Origin of the sequence: Sulfitobacter sediminilitoris (genome assembly GCF_010667575.1) — a bacterium.
GTDB classification, from domain to species: Bacteria; Pseudomonadota; Alphaproteobacteria; order Rhodobacterales; family Rhodobacteraceae; genus Sulfitobacter; species Sulfitobacter sediminilitoris.
This window is the reverse complement of the sequence record NZ_JAABNT010000006.1, coordinates 79,840-101,380: the sequence shown is the minus strand read 5'-3', so window position 1 is coordinate 101,380 and position 21,541 is coordinate 79,840. Positions and strand designations below refer to the sequence as shown.

Annotated in this window: 22 protein-coding genes and 1 pseudogene; 13 read left to right on the top strand and 10 right to left on the bottom strand. The window is 58.0% G+C overall.

Annotation, left to right across the window (positions count from 1 at the left end; genetic code table 11):
• Nucleotides 1-71 precede the first annotated feature (71 nt).
• On the bottom strand, nucleotides 72-1,763 hold the full coding sequence (locus tag GV827_RS11535) for an acyl-CoA dehydrogenase family protein (RefSeq protein ID WP_164353955.1): 1,692 nt from the start codon (nucleotides 1,761-1,763) through the stop codon (nucleotides 72-74).
• A gap of 145 nt (nucleotides 1,764-1,908) precedes the next feature.
• Here GV827_RS11535 and GV827_RS11530 point away from each other — a divergent pair, with 145 nt between their 5' ends.
• The gene (locus GV827_RS11530; RefSeq protein WP_164353954.1) at nucleotides 1,909-2,673 is read left to right on the top strand and encodes a sulfite exporter TauE/SafE family protein; all 765 of its coding nucleotides are present in this window, start codon (nucleotides 1,909-1,911) and stop codon (nucleotides 2,671-2,673) included.
• Between the two features lie 10 nt (nucleotides 2,674-2,683).
• Here GV827_RS11530 and GV827_RS11525 read toward each other — a convergent pair whose 3' ends face one another.
• Entirely contained in the window at nucleotides 2,684-3,043 is a 360-nt protein-coding gene (locus GV827_RS11525) for a helix-turn-helix domain-containing protein (RefSeq protein ID WP_164353953.1), read from the bottom strand.
• 151 nt (nucleotides 3,044-3,194) lie between these two features.
• Here GV827_RS11525 and GV827_RS11520 point away from each other — a divergent pair, with 151 nt between their 5' ends.
• Nucleotides 3,195-4,136, top strand: coding sequence for a helix-turn-helix domain-containing protein (locus tag GV827_RS11520; protein ID WP_235930328.1), 942 nt, complete (start codon nucleotides 3,195-3,197; stop codon nucleotides 4,134-4,136).
• Between the two features lie 99 nt (nucleotides 4,137-4,235).
• Entirely contained in the window at nucleotides 4,236-4,952 is a 717-nt protein-coding gene (locus GV827_RS11515; protein WP_164353952.1) for a hypothetical protein, read from the top strand.
• A gap of 62 nt (nucleotides 4,953-5,014) precedes the next feature.
• Here the strand turns inward: GV827_RS11515 and GV827_RS11510 are convergent, their stop codons facing one another.
• A complete protein-coding gene (locus tag GV827_RS11510; protein ID WP_164353951.1) occupies nucleotides 5,015-6,613 on the bottom strand; it encodes a phosphoenolpyruvate carboxykinase in 1,599 nt (532 codons plus the stop codon).
• A 350-nt stretch (nucleotides 6,614-6,963) separates the two neighbouring features.
• On the opposite strand from GV827_RS11510, the gene GV827_RS11505 reads away from it, so the two are divergent.
• Genes GV827_RS11505 through GV827_RS11475 form a run of 7 tightly spaced genes read left to right on the top strand, consistent with a single transcriptional unit; the run spans nucleotide 6,964 to nucleotide 12,338 of the window.
• The gene (locus GV827_RS11505) at nucleotides 6,964-7,665 is read left to right on the top strand and encodes a response regulator transcription factor (protein ID WP_067288024.1); all 702 of its coding nucleotides are present in this window, start codon (nucleotides 6,964-6,966) and stop codon (nucleotides 7,663-7,665) included.
• 33 nt (nucleotides 7,666-7,698) lie between these two features.
• Nucleotides 7,699-9,393, top strand: a complete 1,695-nt coding sequence (locus tag GV827_RS11500; RefSeq protein WP_164353950.1) for a sensor N-terminal transmembrane domain-containing protein — start codon at nucleotides 7,699-7,701, stop codon at nucleotides 9,391-9,393.
• Between the two features lie 7 nt (nucleotides 9,394-9,400).
• Entirely contained in the window at nucleotides 9,401-9,838 is a 438-nt protein-coding gene (locus tag GV827_RS11495) for an HPr kinase/phosphorylase (protein ID WP_164353949.1), read from the top strand.
• The gene (gene rapZ / locus GV827_RS11490; RefSeq protein WP_164353948.1) at nucleotides 9,835-10,740 is read left to right on the top strand and encodes an RNase adapter RapZ; all 906 of its coding nucleotides are present in this window, start codon (nucleotides 9,835-9,837) and stop codon (nucleotides 10,738-10,740) included. The genes GV827_RS11495 and rapZ overlap by 4 nt, the downstream gene beginning before the upstream one ends.
• A 9-nt stretch (nucleotides 10,741-10,749) precedes the next feature.
• Nucleotides 10,750-11,142: a PTS sugar transporter subunit IIA gene (locus GV827_RS11485; protein ID WP_164353947.1), complete on the top strand. Its 393-nt coding sequence runs from the start codon at nucleotides 10,750-10,752 to the stop codon at nucleotides 11,140-11,142.
• Between the two features lie 11 nt (nucleotides 11,143-11,153).
• On the top strand, nucleotides 11,154-11,423 hold the full coding sequence (locus GV827_RS11480; protein WP_164353946.1) for an HPr family phosphocarrier protein: 270 nt from the start codon (nucleotides 11,154-11,156) through the stop codon (nucleotides 11,421-11,423).
• 33 nt (nucleotides 11,424-11,456) lie between these two features.
• Nucleotides 11,457-12,338 carry a lysophospholipid acyltransferase family protein gene (locus GV827_RS11475; protein WP_164353945.1) on the top strand — a complete coding sequence of 294 codons (882 nt, stop codon included), beginning with the start codon at nucleotides 11,457-11,459 and terminating at the stop codon, nucleotides 12,336-12,338.
• Nucleotides 12,339-12,411: 73 nt separating this feature from the next.
• Here GV827_RS11475 and GV827_RS11470 read toward each other — a convergent pair whose 3' ends face one another.
• Nucleotides 12,412-13,287, bottom strand: a complete 876-nt coding sequence (locus GV827_RS11470) for a 3-hydroxybutyryl-CoA dehydrogenase (RefSeq protein ID WP_164353944.1) — start codon at nucleotides 13,285-13,287, stop codon at nucleotides 12,412-12,414.
• Nucleotides 13,288-13,444: 157 nt separating this feature from the next.
• Between GV827_RS11470 and GV827_RS11465 the strand changes: the two are divergent.
• Nucleotides 13,445-14,278, top strand: a pseudogene (locus tag GV827_RS11465) (DUF6473 family protein).
• Nucleotides 14,279-14,347: 69 nt separating this feature from the next.
• Here the strand turns inward: GV827_RS11465 and GV827_RS11460 are convergent.
• Nucleotides 14,348-15,277, bottom strand: coding sequence for an electron transfer flavoprotein subunit alpha/FixB family protein (locus tag GV827_RS11460; RefSeq protein ID WP_164353943.1), 930 nt, complete (start codon nucleotides 15,275-15,277; stop codon nucleotides 14,348-14,350).
• Nucleotides 15,277-16,035: an electron transfer flavoprotein subunit beta/FixA family protein gene (locus GV827_RS11455; protein ID WP_164353942.1), complete on the bottom strand. Its 759-nt coding sequence runs from the start codon at nucleotides 16,033-16,035 to the stop codon at nucleotides 15,277-15,279. The genes GV827_RS11460 and GV827_RS11455 overlap by 1 nt, the downstream gene beginning before the upstream one ends.
• 184 nt (nucleotides 16,036-16,219) lie before the next feature.
• On the opposite strand from GV827_RS11455, the gene GV827_RS11450 reads away from it, so the two are divergent.
• Entirely contained in the window at nucleotides 16,220-16,585 is a 366-nt protein-coding gene (locus tag GV827_RS11450) for a VOC family protein (RefSeq protein ID WP_164353941.1), read from the top strand.
• A gap of 41 nt (nucleotides 16,586-16,626) precedes the next feature.
• Here the strand turns inward: GV827_RS11450 and GV827_RS11445 are convergent, their stop codons facing one another.
• The 4 genes from GV827_RS11445 to GV827_RS11430 all read right to left on the bottom strand — a co-directional run bounded on the left by GV827_RS11445 (nucleotide 16,627) and on the right by GV827_RS11430 (nucleotide 19,028).
• Nucleotides 16,627-17,217, bottom strand: a complete 591-nt coding sequence (locus tag GV827_RS11445; RefSeq protein ID WP_164353940.1) for a cob(I)yrinic acid a,c-diamide adenosyltransferase — start codon at nucleotides 17,215-17,217, stop codon at nucleotides 16,627-16,629.
• Nucleotides 17,217-17,423, bottom strand: coding sequence for a twin transmembrane helix small protein (locus GV827_RS11440; RefSeq protein ID WP_164353939.1), 207 nt, complete (start codon nucleotides 17,421-17,423; stop codon nucleotides 17,217-17,219). Before GV827_RS11440 ends, GV827_RS11445 begins: the two co-directional genes overlap by 1 nt.
• Nucleotides 17,424-17,482: 59 nt before the next feature.
• The gene (locus GV827_RS11435; RefSeq protein WP_386333726.1) at nucleotides 17,483-18,322 is read right to left on the bottom strand and encodes an SDR family NAD(P)-dependent oxidoreductase; all 840 of its coding nucleotides are present in this window, start codon (nucleotides 18,320-18,322) and stop codon (nucleotides 17,483-17,485) included.
• A 67-nt stretch (nucleotides 18,323-18,389) separates the two neighbouring features.
• Nucleotides 18,390-19,028 carry an SH3 domain-containing protein gene (locus tag GV827_RS11430; protein WP_164353938.1) on the bottom strand — a complete coding sequence of 213 codons (639 nt, stop codon included), beginning with the start codon at nucleotides 19,026-19,028 and terminating at the stop codon, nucleotides 18,390-18,392.
• Nucleotides 19,029-19,224: 196 nt separating this feature from the next.
• Between GV827_RS11430 and GV827_RS11425 the strand changes: the two genes are divergently transcribed.
• Complete coding sequence (locus GV827_RS11425; RefSeq protein ID WP_164353937.1) at nucleotides 19,225-21,531, top strand: DNA topoisomerase IV subunit A; 2,307 nt, start codon at nucleotides 19,225-19,227, stop codon at nucleotides 21,529-21,531.
• The last annotated feature ends 10 nt before the right edge of the window (nucleotides 21,532-21,541 follow it).

The following is a 21,541-nucleotide window of genomic DNA, read 5'->3' as shown; positions in this document are numbered from 1 at the left end:
CTCCGATTGGTAAGCGGCTCTTGGCGCAACAGGCGACGTGCATCGCCTGTGCCTGAATTTTCAGCGTGCAGTTAGCCCAGCAGGCGGCGCGCGATGACCTGCGCCTGAATCTCGGCGGCACCCTCGAAGATGTTGAGGATACGGGCATCGCAGAGCACGCGACTGATCTTGTATTCCAGCGCAAAGCCGTTGCCGCCGTGGATTTGCAGGCCGTTGTCTGCCGCAGCCCACGCCACGCGGGCCCCCAGCAGCTTGGCCATCCCGGCCTCAACGTCACAGCGACGGCCTTCGTCCTTCTCAAAGGCCGAGAAATACGTCAGCTGACGCGCCACCATGATCTCAACCGCCATCATAGCAAGTTTCGACGACACGCGCGGGAAATTGATCAACGCCTTGCCGAACTGCTTGCGGTCCTGCGCGTACTGCATCGAAATATCGAGTGCCGATTGTGCCACGCCAATGGCGCGGGCAGCGGTCTGGATCCGGGCGGACTCAAACGTCTCCATCAGTTGTTTGAAGCCTTTGCCCTCTTCGCCGCCCAGAAGGTTCTCGCCCTTCACATGGAAGTTGTCGAAACCCAGCTCGTATTCCTTCATGCCGCGATAGCCCAGCACCTCGATCTCACCGCCGGTCATGCCTTCGGTTGGGAATGGGTTGGCGTCATCGCCCGGCGTCTTTTCGGCCAGGAACATCGACAGGCCCTTGTAGTCGGATGTCGTGGGATCAGTCCGCGCGAGCAGCGTCATGACGTGCGTACGCGCTGCGTGTGTGATCCATGTCTTGTTACCGGTGATCTTGTAATCGCCGTTCTCGTCCTTGACCGCGCGCGTGCGCAAGCTGCCAAGGTCTGACCCGGTGTTCGGTTCTGTGAACACGGCGGTCGGCAGCGTCTCGGCACTTGCGATTTGTGGCAGCCACTTTTCTTTTTGCTCTTGTGTGCCGCCGGCGATGATCAGCTCTGCCGCGATCTCGGACCGGGTGCCAAGGGAGCCGACACCGATGTATCCACGGGACAGTTCTTCAGAGACAACGCACATCGACGCCTTTGAAAGGCCGAAGCCGCCGAACTCTTCAGGGATTGTCAGGCCGAACACGCCCATTTCGGCCAGTTCCTCGATCACCTCCATCGGGATCAATTCGTCCTTGAGGTGCCACTCATGCGCATAGGGCTCTACCTTGTCTACAGCATAGCGGCGGAACTGCTCGCGGATCATCTCAAGCTCTTCATCAAGGCCAGAGGCGCCAACGGTGATGTTCGCGGAGTGCTCCTGCATTAGCTCAACCAGACGGGTGCGCGCTGCTTGCGTGTTGCCACCCTGCGTCAAGGTCTGAATGGCTGGCTCCATCATGCCGCGCATATCTTCTTGGGACAGGCCCAGATCCTGGAAACGCAGGATTTCGCCCTGGTTCATCTGAATGCCGCCGTAGATCTGCCAAAGGTACTCGCCAAAGGCGATCTGGTGGATCAACTGCTCGGTCTCACCGAACTTGCCTTGTTCTTGCAACGCAAGCGCCCACCGCTGCATTTCACGCAGGGACTGTGCGTATGTTGCCAGCCACGCAAGGCCATGAGCAGCGGTCTGGTGCGCTTCGATCAGACCGGCAGAAACTCGGCCATCCTTGCTCACCAACCCGCGGACGGAGGTTTTTGCTTTTTCCATCAACGCTTCAACCGGGGGCACCGCCGCTGCCGTCAATGCCAGCAGGTCGTCCAGAATAACCGGAGCTTGTGCAAGTGCCATGTCCTGACCGTCATGTGCCATAGAATCTATCCCTTGTATGTTTGACACGCAGATAGCGCCTTCGCAGGTGCAGCACAATAAAGATACGTTTTGCTGCGTCAATTTGTTCGATAATTGCGCGACCAATTTGGCCGTGCACCCGAATTCAAGGGTGGTATGTAGAGCTATGGACGCTCTTTTCCCCTTTTTGACCCCGACTTATCTGATCCTAGCTTTGAGTATCGCCTTTTGCGCCGGATTCGTCAAAGGCGTGGTGGGGTTCGCGCAGCCGTTGGTAATGATTTCGGGGCTGACGCTGTTTCTATCACCAGAACTGGCGCTGGCGGGTCTGATCCTGCCGACGTTGATCGGGAATATCTTTCAGGCAATGGGGCAGGGTGCCCGTGCGGCCTGGACCTCAATCGTCCAGTTTCGCTATTTCCTGATCTCGGGGGGCATCACCTTGGTGATCGCGGCGCAGATGGTGCGCATTGTACCCGAGCCGGTCCTGCAATTCGCTATTGGCGTACCTGCGCTGGCCTATGCTGCTCTGCAGCTTGGCGGCATCCAGTTTCATCTGACCCGGCGTCGTGCAGGCGTAGAAACGGCTGTTGGGGCACTTGCGGGGGTGATGGGCGGCTTTGCCGGGGTCTGGGGGCCGCCAACCGTCATGTACCTAACGGCGCTTAGCACGCCGAAACATGATCAGATGCGCGTTCAGGGGGTGATTTATGGGATGGGATCGGTTGCCCTTCTTGGGGCACACATAGGATCAGGCGTTCTGCGGACAGAGACTGCGCCGTTCTCGGCGTTACTGATCCTTCCTGCCCTTCTGGGCATGTGGGTTGGTGGCAAGGTCATCAACCGCATTGATCAGGCGATGTTCAAAAGAGCGACGCTGATCGTACTGTTGATCGCCGGTGCGAACCTCATCCGGCGTGCGTTGTTCTGACGTCAAAGTCTTAGCCGCGCCGTGCGACGGTCAGACCGGACACGTCTTCGATAAAGGTGACGATCCGTGATTTGATTTCCTCGTCCTTGATTGCTGCAAGGGCATGGACGATTTCGAGGCCCGCGTCTTCTTTTGGGGCCGTGTTCTGATTGTCATGCAGGCCTTCGAAAAAGAAAGAAGGCGGCACATCCAGAATCTGTGCAAGTTCAAACAAGCGGCTGGCAGCGACGCGGTTGGAACCGATTTCATATTTCTGGATTTGCTGGAATGACAGATTAAGTTTGCGAGCGACGTCCGTTTGGGACAGACGCCGCAACGTGCGGATTTGCTTGAGTTTGCGACCGACGTGCAGATCGACGGGATGCGACATAAAATGAACCTCTGGTTGTGTTTGGCAACCTTATTCGCGAGATTCTCATTTCCATTCAATTGCATAGATTTTTTCAAATTTAGGTCACGAATCATCTGTATATGGGTGATATCTGTTGCATTAATGTATGATTTGTATACCAATGGTTGTGATGAACCAAGCCAGAGACATTGAAACTGCAACGGTACTGCGGGCGAACAATGAACCGCCTGCGCTGCTTTTTGAGATGATCCGCTCTTTCGTCACTCTCGCGGCTACATTGAATTTAAGCCATGCTGTAAAGGATTTGGGGAGCACACGGCAGACTGTACGCCGTCACATCTCTCACCTTGAGGCCTCCATGGGGGAGCCGCTTTTTCAGGTTGAGGACCGCCGTTATCAACTTAGCCCCTTGGGCAAAGCGGTCCTGCCTTCTGCGAAGGATATTCTCGCACGGGGCGTGCTTTGGCTGAATGGTCAATCCCGTTCTGTGGGCCAATTGCAGCAGTTGCACGCCAGTGCCGATGACTGGGACTTCTATCAACAGCAGCAACCTTTGGGTTTGATCTGGAATGATTCGTCGGTTTTGCTGCGGGAAACCTTCCGCGCCTGGAGCATGGCAAGCGGAGAAATCGAGAGCCCGCTGTTTGCCCATGTGCGGCCGTATCTCATCATCTATCGGCAGTCAGACGTAGGTTGGATTTGTGTCGAGTTCGGTCAGAAGTCCGTCTACGTCAATTGGTTTGGTCAGGATTATGCGCGGTCAAGTATCGGCAGGCCGATCAGCAAGATGCCAGCAGGTGAAGAATTCTCTCACCTGATTTACGAGGCCTTCGATGAGGTGCAGGCCGCGCAGATGGTCCGGCTTGATCACGTGTTCACCCGCATGCCTCGGTCCGACAGTGAAGGTCTTGCACCCGTGGCATATCAAAGGCTGATGCTAAGCGGGTTCTTCCCGGATAGGTCATCCGCTGTCATGTCCCTTGTGGTGCCCGTTCATGACGTGAAAATTGCCGGTCTCGACCTATCCAAGGTAGAAGGTTTGGACCCTGTCGAAATGATCGATATTCCGCTTTCTGAGGCGCGATTTGAGAGCATGCTGCGGGACGCATAACTGCTTTGTGTCAAAATCTGGGCAGCACAGTGTCAAAACGCGGGTGTTTTTTTGTCATATGTATTAACCTTTTATCAAGATTGGTGAAAGGAACACTACATGACAATTCAATTCCCGCGCGATGCAGCGCCCTTCATTGCGACCAGCCGCGATATCTTGAGGTCACATGGGATTGAAATAACCATAGGTAGTAATTTCGAGGAATATAGCGGGATCATCAAATCTGAGCGGAAGGTGCAGAATCTTGGCGCACCTTTCGATTTTGAGAAGTACGATTTGCACAAGAAAGAATCGTTCTGGTTGATCGGACGGAACGCCAAAGGCGAACTTATCCACACACAAGCGGCAAAAAAGGTACACTTATCTGGCAAGAACCTTGCCGGCCATCTGCTGAACAGTTTTCGGGATTTCCCGCCGCCAATTCCGGGTGTCGACTTTGAGCGCTCCCGTTTCCGCGCGACGCCGGGTGCACACCGGATCGAGGGCGATGTCGTCTATCACGGAGAGGTGTGGATAGCGCCGGAGGATGGCACCTACCGGGGCACGGGGCTTTCAACGGTTCTGGCCCGCACAGGGCTGCTTGAGATCATGCGCCGCTGGAACCCGGACTACATCTACGGCTTCATGCTGCGTCAGGTGGCTTTCAAAGGCTTCTCTGAACGGATGGGGTATTTCCACAATGAGCCCGGTGCGCTGCACTGGCAAATTGCGGGGCGTGAAGAACCGCTTGAGGCGTTTCTGACGTGGTTGAGTGAGGAAGACGCCAGATATCTGCTCGACATCCCAGTCGAGGATCTGGTCAAGAACGCTGCCTGAACAACATACCAACGAAAAAGGGCCGCAGCATGCTGCGGCCCTTTTCTTTTGTGCTAGCTTGTTCAGCCAATCGCAGCTGATTTCACATCATCGTCGATGAATGGCAAATATTGCGAGAAATTCACCGAGAACATCCCGACCAGCTTGGCCGCCTGGCGATCATAGGCTTCGGGATTGTCCCAGGTCCGGCGCGGATCAAGCAGGATATCCGGCACGCCTTCCACGGACACCGGCACTTCAAAGCCAAAGTTCGGGTCCTTGCGGTATTCCACGTCTGCCAGATCGCCCTCAAGCGCGGCTGTAAGCAGGGCACGGGTCGCCTTGATGGGCATCCGTGACCCGGTGCCATAGGCGCCACCGGTCCACCCGGTATTCACCAGCCAGCATGTCGCACCATGCTGAGCAATCTTTTCACGCAACAGGTTGCCATAGACCTCGGGGCGGCGCGGCATGAAAGGCGCACCAAAGCAGGTCGAGAATGTTGGCTCTGGCTCTGTCACGCCGCGCTCTGTACCGGCCACCTTCGACGTAAAGCCCGAAAGGAAGTGATACATCGCCTGCGCAGGCGTCAGCCGTGCAATGGGGGGCAGAACGCCAAAGGCGTCACAGGTCAGCATAATAATGTTCTTTGGATGGCCGCCCACGGCCTTTTTGGACGCATTCGAGATATAGTGCAGCGGATAGGCGCAGCGCATGTTCGCCGTTAGGCTGTCGTCGTCGAAATCCAGCTCCTTGGTCTCTTCGTCATAGACCATGTTCTCGATCACGGTGCCGAACTTGGTCGTTGTGGCATAGATCTCGGGCTCTGCTTCGGGCGACAGGTTGATCGTCTTGGCATAACAGCCGCCCTCGAAGTTGAACGTGCCGTGATCGGACCAGCCGTGTTCGTCGTCGCCGATCAGGGTGCGCTGGGGATCTGCCGACAGCGTTGTCTTGCCCGTGCCGGACAGGCCAAAGAAAACAGCCGTATCCACCGGATTGCCCGTCGCGTGGTTGGCCGAGCAGTGCATCGGCATGATGCCTTTCTCAGGCAGCAGGTAGTTGAGCAGGGTAAAGACAGACTTCTTGTTCTCGCCTGCGTATTCGGTGCCGCCGATCAGGATCATCTTGCGGTCAAAGTTCATTGCGATCACCGTCTCAGAACGGCAATCGTGCTTTTTCGGGTCCGCCTGAAAGCTGGGGCAGTTGATGACGGTGAAATCCGCGGTGAAGTCGTCCAAGTCTGCGCGGTCCGGGCGGCGCAGCATGTGGCGAATGAAAAGGCCATGCCATGCCAGCTCCGTCACCATGCGCACATTGATCGAATGGCGGGGGTCGGCGCCGCCCACCAGATCCTGAACAAAATATTCCTTGCCCTGCATGTGCGCGACCATATCGTCATAAAGCGCGTCAAACCCTTCGGGTGACATTGCGGCGTTGTTTTCCCACCAGATGCTGTCGGTAACGCTGTCTGTCTTGACGACGTGCTTGTCTTTGGGGGATCGCCCGGTGAATTTTCCGGTGGTCACCAGAAAGGCACCGCCGTTGCCCAGTGTGCCTTCGCCGCGCTTGAGCGCGGTTTCGATCAGCGCGGGCTCCATCAGGTTATAATAGACATTGCCCAGCCCGGTGATCTGTTGATCCTCAAGGCGGAACTGCGGGTTTACCCGTCCAAATGTCATGCAATCTCTCCTGTAGGCGCGCGATAACGGGCGCAGACTGACGTGAGCGACCGTTCAGGCCGCGACCCTTTGGGGCCATAAAGCGCCTCTTAGCACGAGGGTTTCTCCGATGAACAGGCAGCTTTGCCGCAGTTAGCGCCATCATGGCAAACTTTGGCCCGAGAGCCTGAAACTCTCTATCAACCCAGACGTAAAAGTGCGGCAATTTAGCCATTCCTAACCAAATTATGGCGGAAATGTGGCTGAGGATCAGAGTGATTCGCAGTTAGTGATTGATTCGAGGGGCCAAAATGGTGATCAATAACAAAAAAACTAAAAAACAATAATTGAGCAGTACAAGGAAACAGGCAATGTCAAAAATTGCATTGGTGGACGACGACAGGAATATCCTGACGTCTGTGTCGATGACTCTTGAAGCCGAAGGTTTCGAGGTGGAAACATACAACGACGGTCAGGCCGCACTTGACGCGTTTAACAAGAAACTCCCGGATATGGCCGTGTTGGACATCAAGATGCCACGCATGGACGGGATGGATTTGCTGCAGCGTCTGCGTCAGAAGACAGCGATGCCAGTGATTTTCCTCACGTCCAAGGACGATGAGATCGACGAGGTTCTGGGCTTGCGGATGGGTGCCGACGATTACGTCAAGAAACCCTTTAGCCAGCGGCTCTTGGTCGAACGCATTCGCGCGCTGTTGCGCCGTCAGGATGCTGTTGAAACCGGCGAGGTGGGCGACACAGAAGAAACCAAAGTGATGGAGCGCGGCGATCTGCGGATGGATCCGCTGCGTCATGCCGTGTCCTGGAAGGGCAAGGACGTATCGCTGACCGTGACCGAATTCCTGCTTTTGCAGGCGCTGGCACAGCGTCCCGGCTTCGTAAAATCCCGCGACCAGCTGATGGATGTGGCCTATGACGATCAGGTCTATGTGGATGACCGGACCATCGACAGCCACATCAAGCGTTTGCGCAAAAAGATGCGCACAGCGGACGATGAATTCTCCGCGATTGAGACACTGTACGGTATCGGCTACAGATATAACGAAGAATAAGCCGAGACTGTGGCGATTGCCGAAAGGAACTTCGTGCGCGATCTGAGCACCCCTACGCAAGACGGCGATGTGGTTCTGGGCGACGATTGGGTCGCCCCGGATAACACTGGGTCGGACGAACTGCGTGCGCGGCGGGAACGGCGCGGGCTCTTTTCGCTGCGTGGATCGCCGCTGACGCGCAAGATTATCACCTTTAACCTGATCGCGCTCAACGTTCTGGTTGCCGGCATCCTTTACCTCAATTCGTCGCGTGACTCCCTTGCTGTTCAGCGGGCCGCATCGCTGGTGGCCGAAGCAGAACTGATCGCCGATGTGATCGAAGCAAAGCTGCCTGAAGGTCAGCCGGTCAATCTGGCAACCGGTACGGGGGTTGATGTTCCTGAAGCACTGGCAGCAATTGATTTGCGCGGCGGGATCGACGTGTTCGTGTTCGATCCGTCCGAGGTACTTGTTGCACAGTCCCAGAATGGATTGGGCGCTGGCAGTGATGCTGCCGAAGGCAACTCTCCAACTCTGCTGACGGACGGATTGAGCTGGGTGTGGAACAGGATTTCGGGCGCATTCGGGATCGGTTCCGGCGGCGAGGCTGTCGCGCTTGAAGAGAAATTCATGCCGTTGATCGCAAGCACGCTTGAGAACGGCACGCGGACCGACAATACGCTGGATGGTGACGGCGGGACGCTTCTGACCGTCCTGACCCCAATCATGCAGGGGGATACCGCAGTTGGCGTCGTGGCAATCGCCTCCGCTGCCGGTGAGATAGACAATCTGGTGCGCAGTGAACGCGAGCGCGTGCTGCAGATGTTCGTGATCGCCACGGTAGTTTCAATCGGCCTTAGTCTTGTGCTGGCATCTACCATCGCAAATCCGCTTGCCGATCTGGCCGCAGCCGCCGAACTCAGCCGCGACAAGAATTCGCGCAAGGTGAATCCCGGGCGCATCCGTATCCCGGATCTCACCGCCCGCCCGGATGAGATTGGTCGTCTGTCCGGTGCTTTGCGCGGCATGGTCTCTGCGCTTTACAACCGCATTGATGGCAATGAGCAATTCGCCGCGGATGTGGCGCATGAAATCAAGAACCCGCTTGCCTCGCTCCGCTCTGCGGTTGGCACGTTGCGGATGGTCAAACGCGACGATCAGCGTGAAAAACTGCTGGATGTAATCGACCACGACGTGCGCCGACTTGACCGTCTGGTCAGCGATATCTCCAACGCGTCACGGCTCGATTCAGAACTGGTCAAGGAAGAACAGGAACAGTTCGACCTGCTTCATATGGTGGGCAACCTCGGTGAATACCTGGGTGAGGATGCCAAGAGCAAAGGCATCGACTTTATCACAGACCTGCCCGATGAACCGATCATGGTACACGGACTTGAGGCGCGTCTGGCGCAGGTCTTCGTGAACCTGATCACCAACGCTATCTCCTTCTGCGAAGACGGTGACGCCATTCGCGTCTGGGCGCGCAAGCGTGAAAACCGCGTGCTGGTCGTCGTCGAGGACACCGGCCCGGGCATTCCGGAACAGGCGCTGTCCAAGATCTTTAAACGCTTCTACTCCCAGCGCCCCGAAGAGCACTTTGGTAACAATTCCGGCCTTGGACTTGCGATTTCCAAGCAGATCATCGAGGCGCATGGCGGCGTGATCTGGGCCGAGAATATTCGCCCGACAGAGGCGGATATCACCTCTGATCCGCTGGGTGCACGTTTCGTGGTGGGTCTTCCGACCTGACCCGGTGATGACAGCGCCGAACGCCCCCCAGATCATTCATGCGACCACCGTCAGCCATCATGGACGCGCCGCTGTTATCCTCGGGCCGTCAGGTGCCGGAAAATCATCGCTCGCCTTGCAACTGATTTCCCTCGGCGCAGAACTGGTCTCGGATGATCGGACGGTTCTGAGCAAGGTCGGAGGTATCTTGCGCGCCGATACCCCCGAAGCAATTGCCGGTCTGATTGAGGCCCGCGGCGTGGGTCTGCTGCGGATAGGGCATACCGGCGCGGTGCCGGTCGCACTGGTCATCGACCTGTCGCAGACCGAGACCTTGCGCCTGCCGCATCCGCACACCCATGACCTGTGCGGCCTCAGTTTTCCGTGTCTTCACAACGCACCCAGCCCGCATTTCGCCGCAGCCATCTTGTTTTGCCTTTCAGGCAGTGTAAATCACAACGCATGAACGGCGCCAACGAGACTGAAAAGACGACAAGTCTACCCGCGAAACGCCGGGTTGTGATGGTGACCGGGCCGTCAGGGGCCGGACGGTCTTCTGCGCTGAACGTGCTTGAGGATGCAGGGTTCGAAGCCATCGATAACTTGCCGCTGCGCTTGCTGCCGACACTGCTGGACGGCCCGGGCGAACATCGCCCTGTCGCGCTTGGGATCGACGCCCGCACGCGTGATTTCTCGACCGATGCCGTAATGGACATTCTGGCACGGTTGTCTGACCGATCCGACCTGTCGGTCGAACTCCTTTTTCTTGATTGTTCCGCAGAGGTGCTTCTGCGCCGCTTTTCCGAGACCCGCCGCCGACACCCGATTGCCGAAGGCGGCCCGCCCTCGGTCGGGATCGACCGCGAGATTGCCCTGCTCAGCCCGCTCAAGGCACGCGCCGACGTGTTGATCGATACAAGCTCTCTTAACGTGCACGATCTGCGGGCCGAGGTGGAGCGCTGGTTCGCCCCCGATGGAAAGCACCACCTGAGCGTTTCAATACAATCGTTTTCCTACAAGCGCGGGCTGCCGCGGTCAGTCGATATGGTTTACGACTGTCGCTTCCTGCGCAATCCGCACTGGGATGCCAGCTTGCGCGACGCCAATGGCAAGGATGCGCGTGTCGCGGCCTTCGTGGCGGAAGACCCGCGTTATGCACCCTTTGCCGAACAGGTGCTTGAGCTAAGCAAATTGCTCCTGCCTGCCTTCCGCGAAGAAGGGAAATCCAATATCTCCATCGCCTTTGGCTGTACCGGCGGGCAACACCGTTCCGTCGCCCTGGCAGAAGAGCACGCTTTGCGACTTGCGCAACTGGGGTGGCAGGTGTCAATTAGGCATCGCGAGCTTGAGCGGCAGCATGAAGGGTAAGGCGGGTACGTGATCGGTATTGTGATAGTCGCACATGGCGGTTTGGCGCGGGAATATCTTGCTGCCATTGAACATGTGGTCGGATCGCAAAACGGCGTCCGTGCAATTTCAATTCAGGCCGACCACGACCGCGACGCCAAACAGATCGAAATCTGTCAGGCTGCCGACGAAGTGGATCAGGGCGATGGTGTGGTGGTCGTAACCGATCTGTTCGGCGGTTCACCGTCCAATCTGTCGTTGATGGCCTGTCAGCCTGAAAACCGGCGAATCCTGTATGGTGCGAATTTGCCGATGCTGATCAAATTGGCAAAGTCCCGCCAGATGGATGTGCCTGACGCCGTGCGCGCCGCCATGGAAGCAGGTAAGAAATACATCGACAGCCAGAATGTCAGCGCAAGCTAAGGGCCCGAAAAATGACGCAAGTTTCCCTCAAGATCGTGAACGAGAAAGGTTTGCATGCCCGGGCCTCCGCCAAGCTGGTCGAAGTGGTCGAGGCTTTTGACGCGCGCGCCGAAGTCAGCAAAGATGGCATGACGGCATCTGGGGACAGTATCATGGGCCTTTTAATGTTGGCAGCCGCGAAGGGAAGCATTATTGACGTGCAAACCTCTGGCCCTGACGAAGAAGCATTGGCCGAGGCGCTGACCGCCTTGGTGGCAGATAAGTTTGGTGAAGGCTTCTGACGCCTGAACGCCGACCTCACAAGGGTGACCTTTATGGTGGACGACGTACAATCGATCTCTGGTAACGGCGCGACAGCGGAAGAGGACGCGCCGCTGAAATACGACCGCCGCAGTCTTTCCTATGCCTCCACCTTCGAGGATCCTTGGAAAGCGCGCATGATCAGCGCCATCGAAATGGTGACAGGCAAGCTGACCATCCTGCGGCTGGTGCGCAAGTTCGAACGGGCAGGCGCCCCCACCGGGCAGGCGTTCTGGCGCGGTGCGCTGGACACCATGGGCATCGACCTGCAGACCCCGCAGGAACAGCTTGACCGCATCCCCAAGGAGGGGCCGGTCATTGTGGTGGCCAATCACCCGCATGGCCTTGTCGATGGCATGATCTTTGCCGATCTCATCGGCCGGGTCCGCCCTGACTACCGCATCCTGACGCGATCACTGCTGACCAACATCGACAAGGCGGCGGGAACTTTCATGATCCCGGTGCCCTTCCCGCATGATCCCGAAGCACAGCGCAAGGGCGTGGAGATGCGCGCGGCGGCGATGAACCACCTCAAGGAGGGCGGCGTTGTGGCGCTTTTCCCGTCCGGCGTGGTGGCTGCGTCCGAAACCTGGTGGGGTCCGGCGATCGAAGCGGAATGGAACGTCTTCACCGCCAAGCTGATCCGCCGTTCGGGGGCGACGGTGGTGCCAATGCGCTTTCCCGGCCAGAACAGCCGCGCCTATCAGATAGCCAATCAGGTCAGCCCGATGCTGCGCCAGAGCCTGTTGCTGCACGAGGTTGTGAAGGCCTGCAACAAGCCGCAGGCCCCCGTCGTCGGCCACCCTGTGCCGCAGTCCGAAATCGAGGCCCGCGCCGACGATCCGCGCAACTTCATGGCGTGGCTCCGCGACCGCACGCTTGAGCTTAGGGACTGACCCCCGGCTTCATCTTTCCAATACAATTCATATCCCGGCCGCGCGGCCGGGCGCACCCTACCGACTGTGACGCTCAACGTGTGGGAACTGGCATGTCCCCGCGGTAATCGTAGAAACCGCGCTGGGACTTGCGCCCAAGCCATCCGGCCTCGACATATTTTGTCAAAAGCGGGCAGGGGCGGTATTTTGTATCCGCCAGCCCATCATGCAGCACGTTCATAATTGCCAGACATGTGTCCAGCCCGATGAAATCTGCCAGTTCCAGCGGCCCCATCGGATGGTTCGCCCCCAGCTTCATGGAGCTGTCGATCGACTGAACGTTCCCGACACCTTCATACAGCGTATAGACCGCCTCGTTGATCATCGGCATCAGGATGCGGTTCACGATGAAGGCGGGGAAATCCTCGGCAGAGGCGGCTGTCTTGCCAAGCCGGTCTACCACCGCCTTGCAGGCGCTGAAGGTTTCCTCATCGGTCGCAATCCCGCGGATCAGCTCCACCAGTTGCATGACCGGCACGGGGTTCATGAAATGAAAGCCCATGAATTTTTCCGGCCGGTCCGTGCGGCTGGCCAGCCGCGTGATCGAGATAGATGACGTGTTCGAGGTCAGGATGGTATGCGGCTTCAGATGTGGCAGCAGGTCTTCGAAAATGGCCTGCTTCACGGTTTCCCGTTCGGTTGCCGCCTCGATGATCAGGTCGCTTGGCCCCAAGTCGGTCAGCGTTGTTGAGGTATCGATCCGCTTGAGGGCGGTTGCCATGTCGTCTTCCGAGATTTTGCCGCGACCTGCCTGCCGCGACATATTCCCCTCGATCAGCTTCATGGCGTTTTCCAGCGCCTCGCCGCTGACATCCGTCATTTTCACATCATAGCCCGCCAACGCTAACACATGGGCGATCCCGTTGCCCATCTGTCCTGCGCCCACGATGCCGATTGTCTGGATGTCCATGCCCCGTCCTTTCAAGAATATGGCTCACATTATGACCCGGAGGGGGGTGCCGCAAGGGCGCGCGGTCGTGAAAAGTCTTGGCAAATTCGCTCATTAACAGAATCGCAAGGATCGCTGGACATAGTCCCGCACGGGTGAATGAAAAAAGGTGGGTGAGATGACCTATGATGTACTGGGGCCTGGGCTCCTAGACTATCAGCCGTGCCGGTATGGCACGTCCAGACTGCTGTTTCGCGGGCCAAAGCGGGATTTGGGCAACCCCTATATTGCGTTTGTTGGGACCAACGAAACCTACGGCAAGTTTGTCGAACAACCGTTCCCGGCGCTTGTAGAACAGGCTTTGGGCGTCACTTGTGCCAACTTTGGTCAACTGAACGCCGGTGTCGATGCGTTCTCGTTCGACCCGTTTGTGCTTGATGCCGCCTCTGCTGCCGACATTTCGGTCATACAGGTATTGGGTGCCCAGAACATGACCAACCGCTTTTATTCAGTGCATCCCCGGCGCAATGATCGATTTCTTGAGGCGGCAACGCTTCTCAAGACCAATTACAGAGAAGTCGATTTTGCTGATTTCCATTTCAACAAGCACATGCTTGGCGCGCTGCTCAGTGTTTCAACAGAAAGGTTCCAGACCGTTCGGCAGGAACTGCATTAGGTCTGGGTTGCCCGCATGCGGCTGATGTTGAAACAGGTGAAGGGCAAATCGATCCTCTTGTGGATTGCAGGTCATTCACCCGATGACATCGACCCCTACGATATTGATACCCTGGGGAGCGATCCGCTCTTCGTGACGCGGGATATGATCAATCAAGTCAAACCCTATGCAACTTCTGTCGTTGAGGTTGTCGTATCCGAAAAGGCGCAAAGGGCCGGGACGGACGGAATGATTTTCGGTGAGTTGGACGCAGCTGCTGCAGCAGAAATGATGGGGCCGATGGCGCATGCCGAAGCGGCGAAGGCTGTAGCCAAGGAAATTCGCGCACTCTTTTGAACGAAAAAGGCCCGCCTGAATTGGCGGGCCCTTAAAAATCTAGTCAGGCTTCACAGCCCAGGGGCGGTATCAGCCCAGCTTTTCCATCAGCTCTGGCACTGCCTCAAAAAGGTCAGCCACAAGGCCGTAGTCCGCGACCTGGAAAATCGGCGCTTCTTCGTCCTTGTTGATCGCCACGATCACCTTGGAATCCTTCATGCCGGCCAGGTGCTGGATCGCGCCGGAAATACCAACCGCGATGTAGAGGTCTGGTGCAACAACCTTGCCCGTCTGGCCAACCTGCCAGTCGTTCGGTGCATAACCGCTGTCAACAGCCGCGCGGGACGCGCCAACGGCGGCACCCAGCTTGTCAGCCAGTTTCTCGATCAGGGTAAAGTCATCTTCGGAGCCCACACCACGACCGCCGGACACGACGATACCGGCCGAGGTCAGTTCGGGACGGTCGCTTGCGGCAACCTTGTCCTCGACCCAGGAAGACAGACCCGGATCAGCAGCAGCGCCCACTGTCTCAACCGAGGCAGAGCCGCCTTCGCCCGCAGCGTCAAAGGTCGCTGTCCGGAAGGTGACAACTTTCTTTGCGTCCGTGGACTTCACCGTCTGAACCGCGTTGCCGGCATAGATCGGACGCTCAAACGTATCGCCATCCACAACACCGGAAGCGTCAGAAATGATCATCACGTCCAGCAATGCTGCGACACGGGGCATCACGTTTTTCGCGTCGGTCGTCGCAGGGGCCACGATGTGTTCGTAATCACCTGCCAGCGAGACGATCAGCGCTGCCGTGGCTTCCGCGAGGCGGTGACCCAGCGACGGGTCCTCGGCAACCAGCACCTTAGATACACCATCGATCTTGGCGGCGGCTTCGCCTGCTGCGGCGGCGGAACCACCGGCGGCCAGAACGGTCACGTCACCCAACTGCTTGGCTGCGGTCACCGCCTTGGCCGTTGCGTCCATCGCCAGTTCGCCGTCGGTTACTTCTGCAAGAAGAAGAACAGCCATTACACAACCCCCTTTTCTTTAAGCTTCGCCACCAGCGTATCGACGTCAGGCACCATTTCGCCTGCGGCACGCTCTGCGGGCTCAACCGTTTTGACGATCTCCAGACGGTTTTCGACCTCAACGCCGTAATCGGCAGGGGTCTTTTCATCCAGAGGCTTCTTTTTCGCTTTCATGATGTTGGGCAGCGACGCATAGCGTGGTTCGTTCAGGCGCAGGTCAACGGTGACGACTGTTGGCATGGAGACCTCGATCGTTTGCAGACCGCCGTCCACCTCGCGCGTGACCTTGGCCTTGTCGCCTGCGATCTCGACCTCAGAAGCGAATGTTGCCTGGGACCAGCCCATCAGCGCCGCCAGCATCTGGCCGGTGGCGTTCATGTCATTATCGATGGACTGCTTGCCGCACAGCACGAGGCCCGGCTGCTCTTCGTCCACGATGCCCTTGAGGATCTTGGCCACTGTCAGCGGCTCGATGTCGTTGTGCACGTCGTCGGTTGCAACAACCAGGATTGCCCGGTCCGCGCCCATCGCCAGCGCCGTCCGCAGGGTTTCCTGCGCCTGCTTGACGCCGATGGAAACCGCGACGACCTCATCGGCCTGACCCGCTTCTTTCAGGCGGATCGCCTGTTCGACGGAAATTTCATCAAACGGGTTCATCGACATTTTCACGTTGGCAAGATCAACACCCGATCCGTCCGCTTTGACGCGCACCTTCACGTTGTAGTCGATCACGCGTTTGACAGGTACAAGCACCTTCATGAGCGTTTTTCTCCTATATTTTGGGCACCGGGGTTCCGGCAAATCAAAAAAGTCTTGCTGGGTGATATAACGTTCGCCAGCGGTGAAACAGGGTAAAATCGCCAGAATTATGTGGTAGAACGTCACGTTCGTGATGGTGTTAGCGCCAAACGTGCCGGTTTGCGCCAAGTTAGGGGGGCAGGGGATGCAAAAGGTTTTGGGAATCGGTGGCTTTTTCTTTCGGGCAAAGGACCCTGCGGCACTCGCGCGGTGGTATCGCGATCACCTCGGCATTGACCCAGTGCCAGAGGATTCGGGCGGCACGCCATGGATCGCGCAGGGCGGCGCGATGGTATTTGCGCCCTTTTCCGCTGACACGGATTATTTCGCAGCGGACAAAAGCTTTATGATGAATTTCAAGGTTGCCGATCTCGACGCCTTCTGCGCCCAGCTTGAACAAGCGGGCGTTGCCACGCGCTCACTCGGAGAAGTGCCGGGGATCGGACGCTTCGCGCACCTCAACGATCCCGAGGGCAACGCGATCGAGCTGTGGGAACCGCATCAGGACTAAAAGCCTCGGCCAGAACCTCCGCAAAAATCGGCGGTGTCGCGCTACCGGTTGGCACCCGGCACCCAAAGAACATCGTCCTTGCCGTTGTTGTTGGCGACCCGCGCGGCGACGAAGAACCAGTCGCTGAGGCGGTTGAGGTATTTCACTGCCGCCTCGTTCACGTCCTCTTCACCCGCCAGCAAAACTGCCAGCCGCTCGGCCCGGCGCGCCACGGTGCGGCAGACATGCAGATGCGCGGCCAGTTTCGAACCACCGGGCAGGATGAAACTGCGCAGCGGCTGAAGCTTTGGTTCGTCCTGATCATTGCCGATCATGTCGTCGACTTCGGCCTCCAGCCGCTCAACCTGTTGGATGGCCATGCGCAGCGGCGGATACTCGGCCTCTGCGTCCTTGGCCATGTCCGGACGGCAGAGATCTGCGCCAAGATCGAACAGGTCATTCTGGATACGCGACAGGGCCGCGTCCATCTCTCCGGTGGCTTCAAGCCGCGCGACGCCTACGAAACAGTTCAGCTCATCCACCGTGCCATAGGCTTCGACCCGCGCATCATGCTTGGCGACACGGTCACCATTGCCCAGTGCCGTTGTGCCCTTGTCGCCGGTGCGGGTGTAAATCTTGTTCAGAACGACCATCAGTTTGTGCCTCCACGCAGCCAGACAAATCCGACAATCAGCACCACCGCGATGAATTGCGCGATGATCCGGTAGCGCATCAGCCGGTTCGAGTGTTTCTTGTTGAACGCGCCGCCGCCTGCGAAACCACCCAGCCCAATCATCAGAACAACCACAACCGCCAACACGGCGAGCAGGACAATAGTGAACAGTGGATCATCAAACATGGCGCTTTTCCTTTGCTGACGCTGTGATGTAGCCGCCCATCGCCGGGGCGCAAGGGCAATCAGCGGCTGAGTATCCAATCAACCGCACTGGTCGGCAGGATACGGCGCAGAATGCCAGCAACATACGTGGGCACTGTGACGTAATAGCGCGGGCGCGGTCTGGGATGTGTCACCGCATGGATCAGCTTTTTCGTAACAGCCGCGGGCGGCAGTTCAAACCGGTCTGGCCCCGACGATTCGTATAGTCGGGGTATCAGTTTCTCGCGGTATTGTGCGGCGCGCGCTGAATTCTCCCAATCCAGCCAACGCTCAAAATGCGGAATAGAGTTCACTCTAATTTTTGAAGTAACCGGCCCCGGCTCAATAAGTATGACATGAATTCCTGTGCCGCGCATTTCGTTACGCAAAGTATCCGTCAGCCCCTCAAGCGCGAATTTCGTCGAATTGTATGCGCCTCGCAAAGGCAGTGTGACAAACCCCAGCACGGAAGAGCATTGCACGATCCGCCCGCTTCCCTGTGCCCGCATCACCGGGATTACGGCGCGGGTCAGTGTATGCCAGCCAAAGAAATTCGTTTCGAAAATCGCACGCAATGCGTCTGTCGGCAAATCCTCAACCGCGCCCGGCAATCCATGCGCGCCATTGTTAAAGAGCGCATCCAGCGTACCACCGGTCGCCTCAAGCACTTCGGCAAGTGCCGCGTGAAGGGTGTCTTCGTCCGCGTAGTCCAGCAGCGGCGCTTCAAACCCTTCTGCTTTCAGTCGTGTGCAATCCTCCGCCTTGCGACACGCGGCAAACACCCGCCAGCCTTGCGCCCGCATGCCAAGAGCAGCGTCATAGCCGATGCCGCTGGAACAACCGGTGATCAGGATCGATTTTTTTGGCAATGCTGCGGACATGAAAAAGGCCTCCGGTTCTGGAGGCCCTTCATCGCGGGATGCGCCTGCAATAGCAACCGGGTACCGGTTAGCCGTCGATCAGAAGGAAATCCGCCATCCAGCCACCGGTGCCGCCGTTCACGGTTTCGAACCGGACCCAACCGTCCCCGTTGTCTTCAAGGACTTTGACCTCATCCCCCCGGACCAGCCGGGCGACAACGCCAAAGTCGGTTCCCGGACCGCCACGCACGTTTACACGGTTGCCAGAGACGGTGCGGATATCTTCATAGCTCGTTACCACTTCTGTTGTTGTGGTCATTCCATCGCTGGGTGCAATCAGGCTTGGGATGATTGGAGGCGTATCAGCCGAAGAAGTCACGGTGCCGACATTCTGCGGAACCGCAACCGTAACAGGCTGGACGCTCTCGGAAACGTCAGAACTGCGTGGTGTATCTGCCTGGGGCAAATCGTCGATAGATGTCAGGTTCAGGGCGACCCGTGTCACTGCATTTGTTTCGGGGGGATCGGTATCCACAAATACTTTGGGTGCTTTGGCGACAATAACAGGGGCACTTTTGGCCGCAGTTTCCGAGATGACGGATTCTTGTGCTTCCAATGCGTCAATACGCGCCATCTTGATCGCTTCGGGATCAAATCCGGCACCGCCGCTCATTTCGTAGAATGCAAATGCCAAAAAGCCAAACGACAGCAGAATGAACTTTTTCATTAATAATCCCCTACGGACGATTCTTATTCCCAGTTTAACACGAAACTTCGAGCCACGGTTCCAATAACAAAGTTAAGGCAGCATGCGAGAGGGGAATTCGCGAAACCTGCTCCCCGTGGCATCGCTGCCGCAAAGAATGCGGATGCACCCAAACCAAGCGCTTGCCGCCCCTTCGCGCCCCGGCTACACCAAACGCATGTCAGACGTCACCGATCCACCTCAGGCTGATCCAAACAACATCTCCGAACCCCTGCGTCGCGCGCTGGGGGAGCGGTATCTGACCTATGCACTGTCGACGATCATGCACCGGGCGCTGCCCGATGCCCGCGATGGCCTGAAACCGGTACACCGGCGCATCCTTTTCGCGATGCGCGAATTGCGGCTGGCCTCAAACGGGGGGTTCCGGAAATCGGCCAAGATCAGCGGCGATGTGATGGGCAACTACCATCCCCACGGGGATGCCGCGATCTATGACGCGATGGCGCGTCTGGCGCAGGACTTCAACGTTCGCTACCCGTTGGTCGACGGGCAGGGCAACTTTGGCAACATCGACGGGGATAACCCGGCCGCCAGCCGTTACACCGAGGCGCGGATGACAGCGGTGGCCGAGGCCATGCTGGAGGGGCTGAACGAGAACGCCGTTGATTTCCGCGAGAATTACGACGGCACACTGACCGAACCCGCGGTGCTGCCCGCGCAGTTCCCGAACCTGTTGGCCAATGGCTCAAGCGGCATTGCCGTGGGCATGGCCACGAACATCCCGCCGCATAATATTGCTGAGCTGTGCGACGCCTGTATCCATATGATCAAGGTGCCCGATTGCCGGGAGGATACGCTGCTCAACTTCGTGCCCGGCCCCGATTTCCCGACCGGCGGCATCATCGTTGAGCCACCAGAGAATATCGCAACCGCGTACCGCACCGGCAAAGGCGGCTTTCGTCTGCGCTGTCGGTGGGAAGTCGAAGACCTCGGGCGCGGCCAGTGGCAGATCGTTGTCACCGAAATCCCCTATCAGGTTCAGAAGGGCAAGCTGATCGAAAAGATCGCTGAGGCCATCCAGACCAAGAAGATCCCGATCCTCGCTGACGTGCGTGATGAGAGCGCCGAAGACGTCCGCATGGTTCTTGAGCCGCGCTCAAAGAACGTGGATCCAGAAGTGCTGATGGGCATGCTCTATCGCAATTCCGATCTGGAAGTGCGGTTCTCGCTCAACATGAACGTGTTGATCGATGGGGTAACGCCCAAGGTCTGCTCGATGAAGGAAGTGCTGCGGGCCTTCCTCGATTTCCGCCGCGAGGTACTCCAGCGCCGGTCACAACACCGGATGGAAAAGATCGACCACCGGTTGGAGGTGCTGGAAGGGTTTATCGTCGCCTTCCTGAACCTCGACCGCGTGATCGACATCATCCGCTACGATGATGATCCCAAGGCCGCTCTGATGCGCGAGGATTGGGGCAAGACACATGTCCGGGCGATGGATGAAAAGGATTATGTCAGCCCGCCGCCGGGCGAAGGCGAACTGTCCGAAGTTCAGGTCGACGCGATCCTGAACATGCGCCTGCGCAGCTTGCGGCGTTTGGAAGAACTGGAACTGATGCGCGAGCAATCCGAATTGATGGAAGAGCGCGCCGGGCTTGAGGATCTGCTGGAAAGCGAAGACCTGCAATGGCAGGCAATCACGGACCAACTGCGGCAGACAAAGAAACAGTTTGGCAAGGACTGGGAGGGTGGCGCGCGCCGCACGACCTTTGCCGAAGCGGGCGAGATCGAGGATGTGCCGCTTGAGGCGATGATCGACCGCGAGCCGATCACGGTAGTCTGCTCGCAGATGGGCTGGATCAGGGCCATGACCGGCCATATCGATCTGAACCGCGAGCTCAAGTTCAAGGACGGCGACGGCCCGCGCTTCATCTTCCACGCCGAGACGACGGACCGCTTGCTGGTCTTTGGCTCAAACGGACGGTTCTACACGGTTTCCGCCTCGAACCTGCCCGGCGGGCGCGGCATGGGCGAACCCCTGCGGCTGATGGTCGATCTGCCAAACGAGGCGCAAATCGTGGCGCTGTTTATTCATCAGCCCGATCGCAAGTTGTTGGTGGCCTCCAGTGCGGGTGATGGTTTCATCGTGCCCGAAAATGACGTCGTCGCGCAGACGCGCAGCGGCAAGCAGGTGCTGAACGTCCGGGGCGAGACACAGGCTTTGGTGTGCAAGCCCGTGGGCGGCGATACGGTGGCAACCGTGGGTGAGAACCGCAAAGTGCTGATCTTCCCAATCGAAGAGCTGCCGGAGATGGGACGCGGCAAGGGCGTACGGCTGCAAAAGTACAAGGATGGCGGGCTGTCGGATGCCACGACCTTCACGCTTGCTGACGGGCTAAGCTGGCTTGACCCCGCGGGGCGCACGCGGACGGAATTGGAACTATCCGAATGGTCCGGCAAACGCGCCTCCGCAGGACGCATGGCCCCACGCGGTTTTCCCCGTGACAACAAGTTCACCTCATAGGGCGGCGCCC

Bases quoted from the DNA above. Each gene is read 5' to 3' on its own strand.
- GV827_RS11495 (WP_164353949.1), top strand. From the start codon at position 9,401: ATGACAGCGCCGAACGCCCCCCAGATCATTCATGCGACCACCGTCAGC.
- rapZ (WP_164353948.1), top strand. From the start codon at position 9,835: ATGAACGGCGCCAACGAGACTGAAAAGACGACAAGTCTACCCGCGAAA.
- GV827_RS11475 (WP_164353945.1), top strand. From the start codon at position 11,457: ATGGTGGACGACGTACAATCGATCTCTGGTAACGGCGCGACAGCGGAA.
- GV827_RS11525 (WP_164353953.1), bottom strand. From the start codon at position 3,043: ATGTCGCATCCCGTCGATCTGCACGTCGGTCGCAAACTCAAGCAAATC.
- GV827_RS11470 (WP_164353944.1), bottom strand. From the start codon at position 13,287: ATGGACATCCAGACAATCGGCATCGTGGGCGCAGGACAGATGGGCAAC.
- GV827_RS11520 (WP_235930328.1), top strand. From the start codon at position 3,195: ATGAACCAAGCCAGAGACATTGAAACTGCAACGGTACTGCGGGCGAAC.
- GV827_RS11460 (WP_164353943.1), bottom strand. From the start codon at position 15,277: ATGGCTGTTCTTCTTCTTGCAGAAGTAACCGACGGCGAACTGGCGATG.
- GV827_RS11505 (WP_067288024.1), top strand. From the start codon at position 6,964: ATGTCAAAAATTGCATTGGTGGACGACGACAGGAATATCCTGACGTCT.
- GV827_RS11440 (WP_164353939.1), bottom strand. From the start codon at position 17,423: ATGTTTGATGATCCACTGTTCACTATTGTCCTGCTCGCCGTGTTGGCG.
- GV827_RS11480 (WP_164353946.1), top strand. From the start codon at position 11,154: ATGACGCAAGTTTCCCTCAAGATCGTGAACGAGAAAGGTTTGCATGCC.
- GV827_RS11450 (WP_164353941.1), top strand. From the start codon at position 16,220: ATGCAAAAGGTTTTGGGAATCGGTGGCTTTTTCTTTCGGGCAAAGGAC.
- GV827_RS11515 (WP_164353952.1), top strand. From the start codon at position 4,236: ATGACAATTCAATTCCCGCGCGATGCAGCGCCCTTCATTGCGACCAGC.
- GV827_RS11425 (WP_164353937.1), top strand. From the start codon at position 19,225: ATGTCAGACGTCACCGATCCACCTCAGGCTGATCCAAACAACATCTCC.
- GV827_RS11530 (WP_164353954.1), top strand. From the start codon at position 1,909: ATGGACGCTCTTTTCCCCTTTTTGACCCCGACTTATCTGATCCTAGCT.
- GV827_RS11445 (WP_164353940.1), bottom strand. From the start codon at position 17,217: ATGGTCGTTCTGAACAAGATTTACACCCGCACCGGCGACAAGGGCACA.
- GV827_RS11510 (WP_164353951.1), bottom strand. From the start codon at position 6,613: ATGACATTTGGACGGGTAAACCCGCAGTTCCGCCTTGAGGATCAACAG.
- GV827_RS11430 (WP_164353938.1), bottom strand. From the start codon at position 19,028: ATGAAAAAGTTCATTCTGCTGTCGTTTGGCTTTTTGGCATTTGCATTC.
- GV827_RS11455 (WP_164353942.1), bottom strand. From the start codon at position 16,035: ATGAAGGTGCTTGTACCTGTCAAACGCGTGATCGACTACAACGTGAAG.
- GV827_RS11535 (WP_164353955.1), bottom strand. From the start codon at position 1,763: ATGGCACATGACGGTCAGGACATGGCACTTGCACAAGCTCCGGTTATT.
- GV827_RS11435 (WP_386333726.1), bottom strand. From the start codon at position 18,322: ATGTCCGCAGCATTGCCAAAAAAATCGATCCTGATCACCGGTTGTTCC.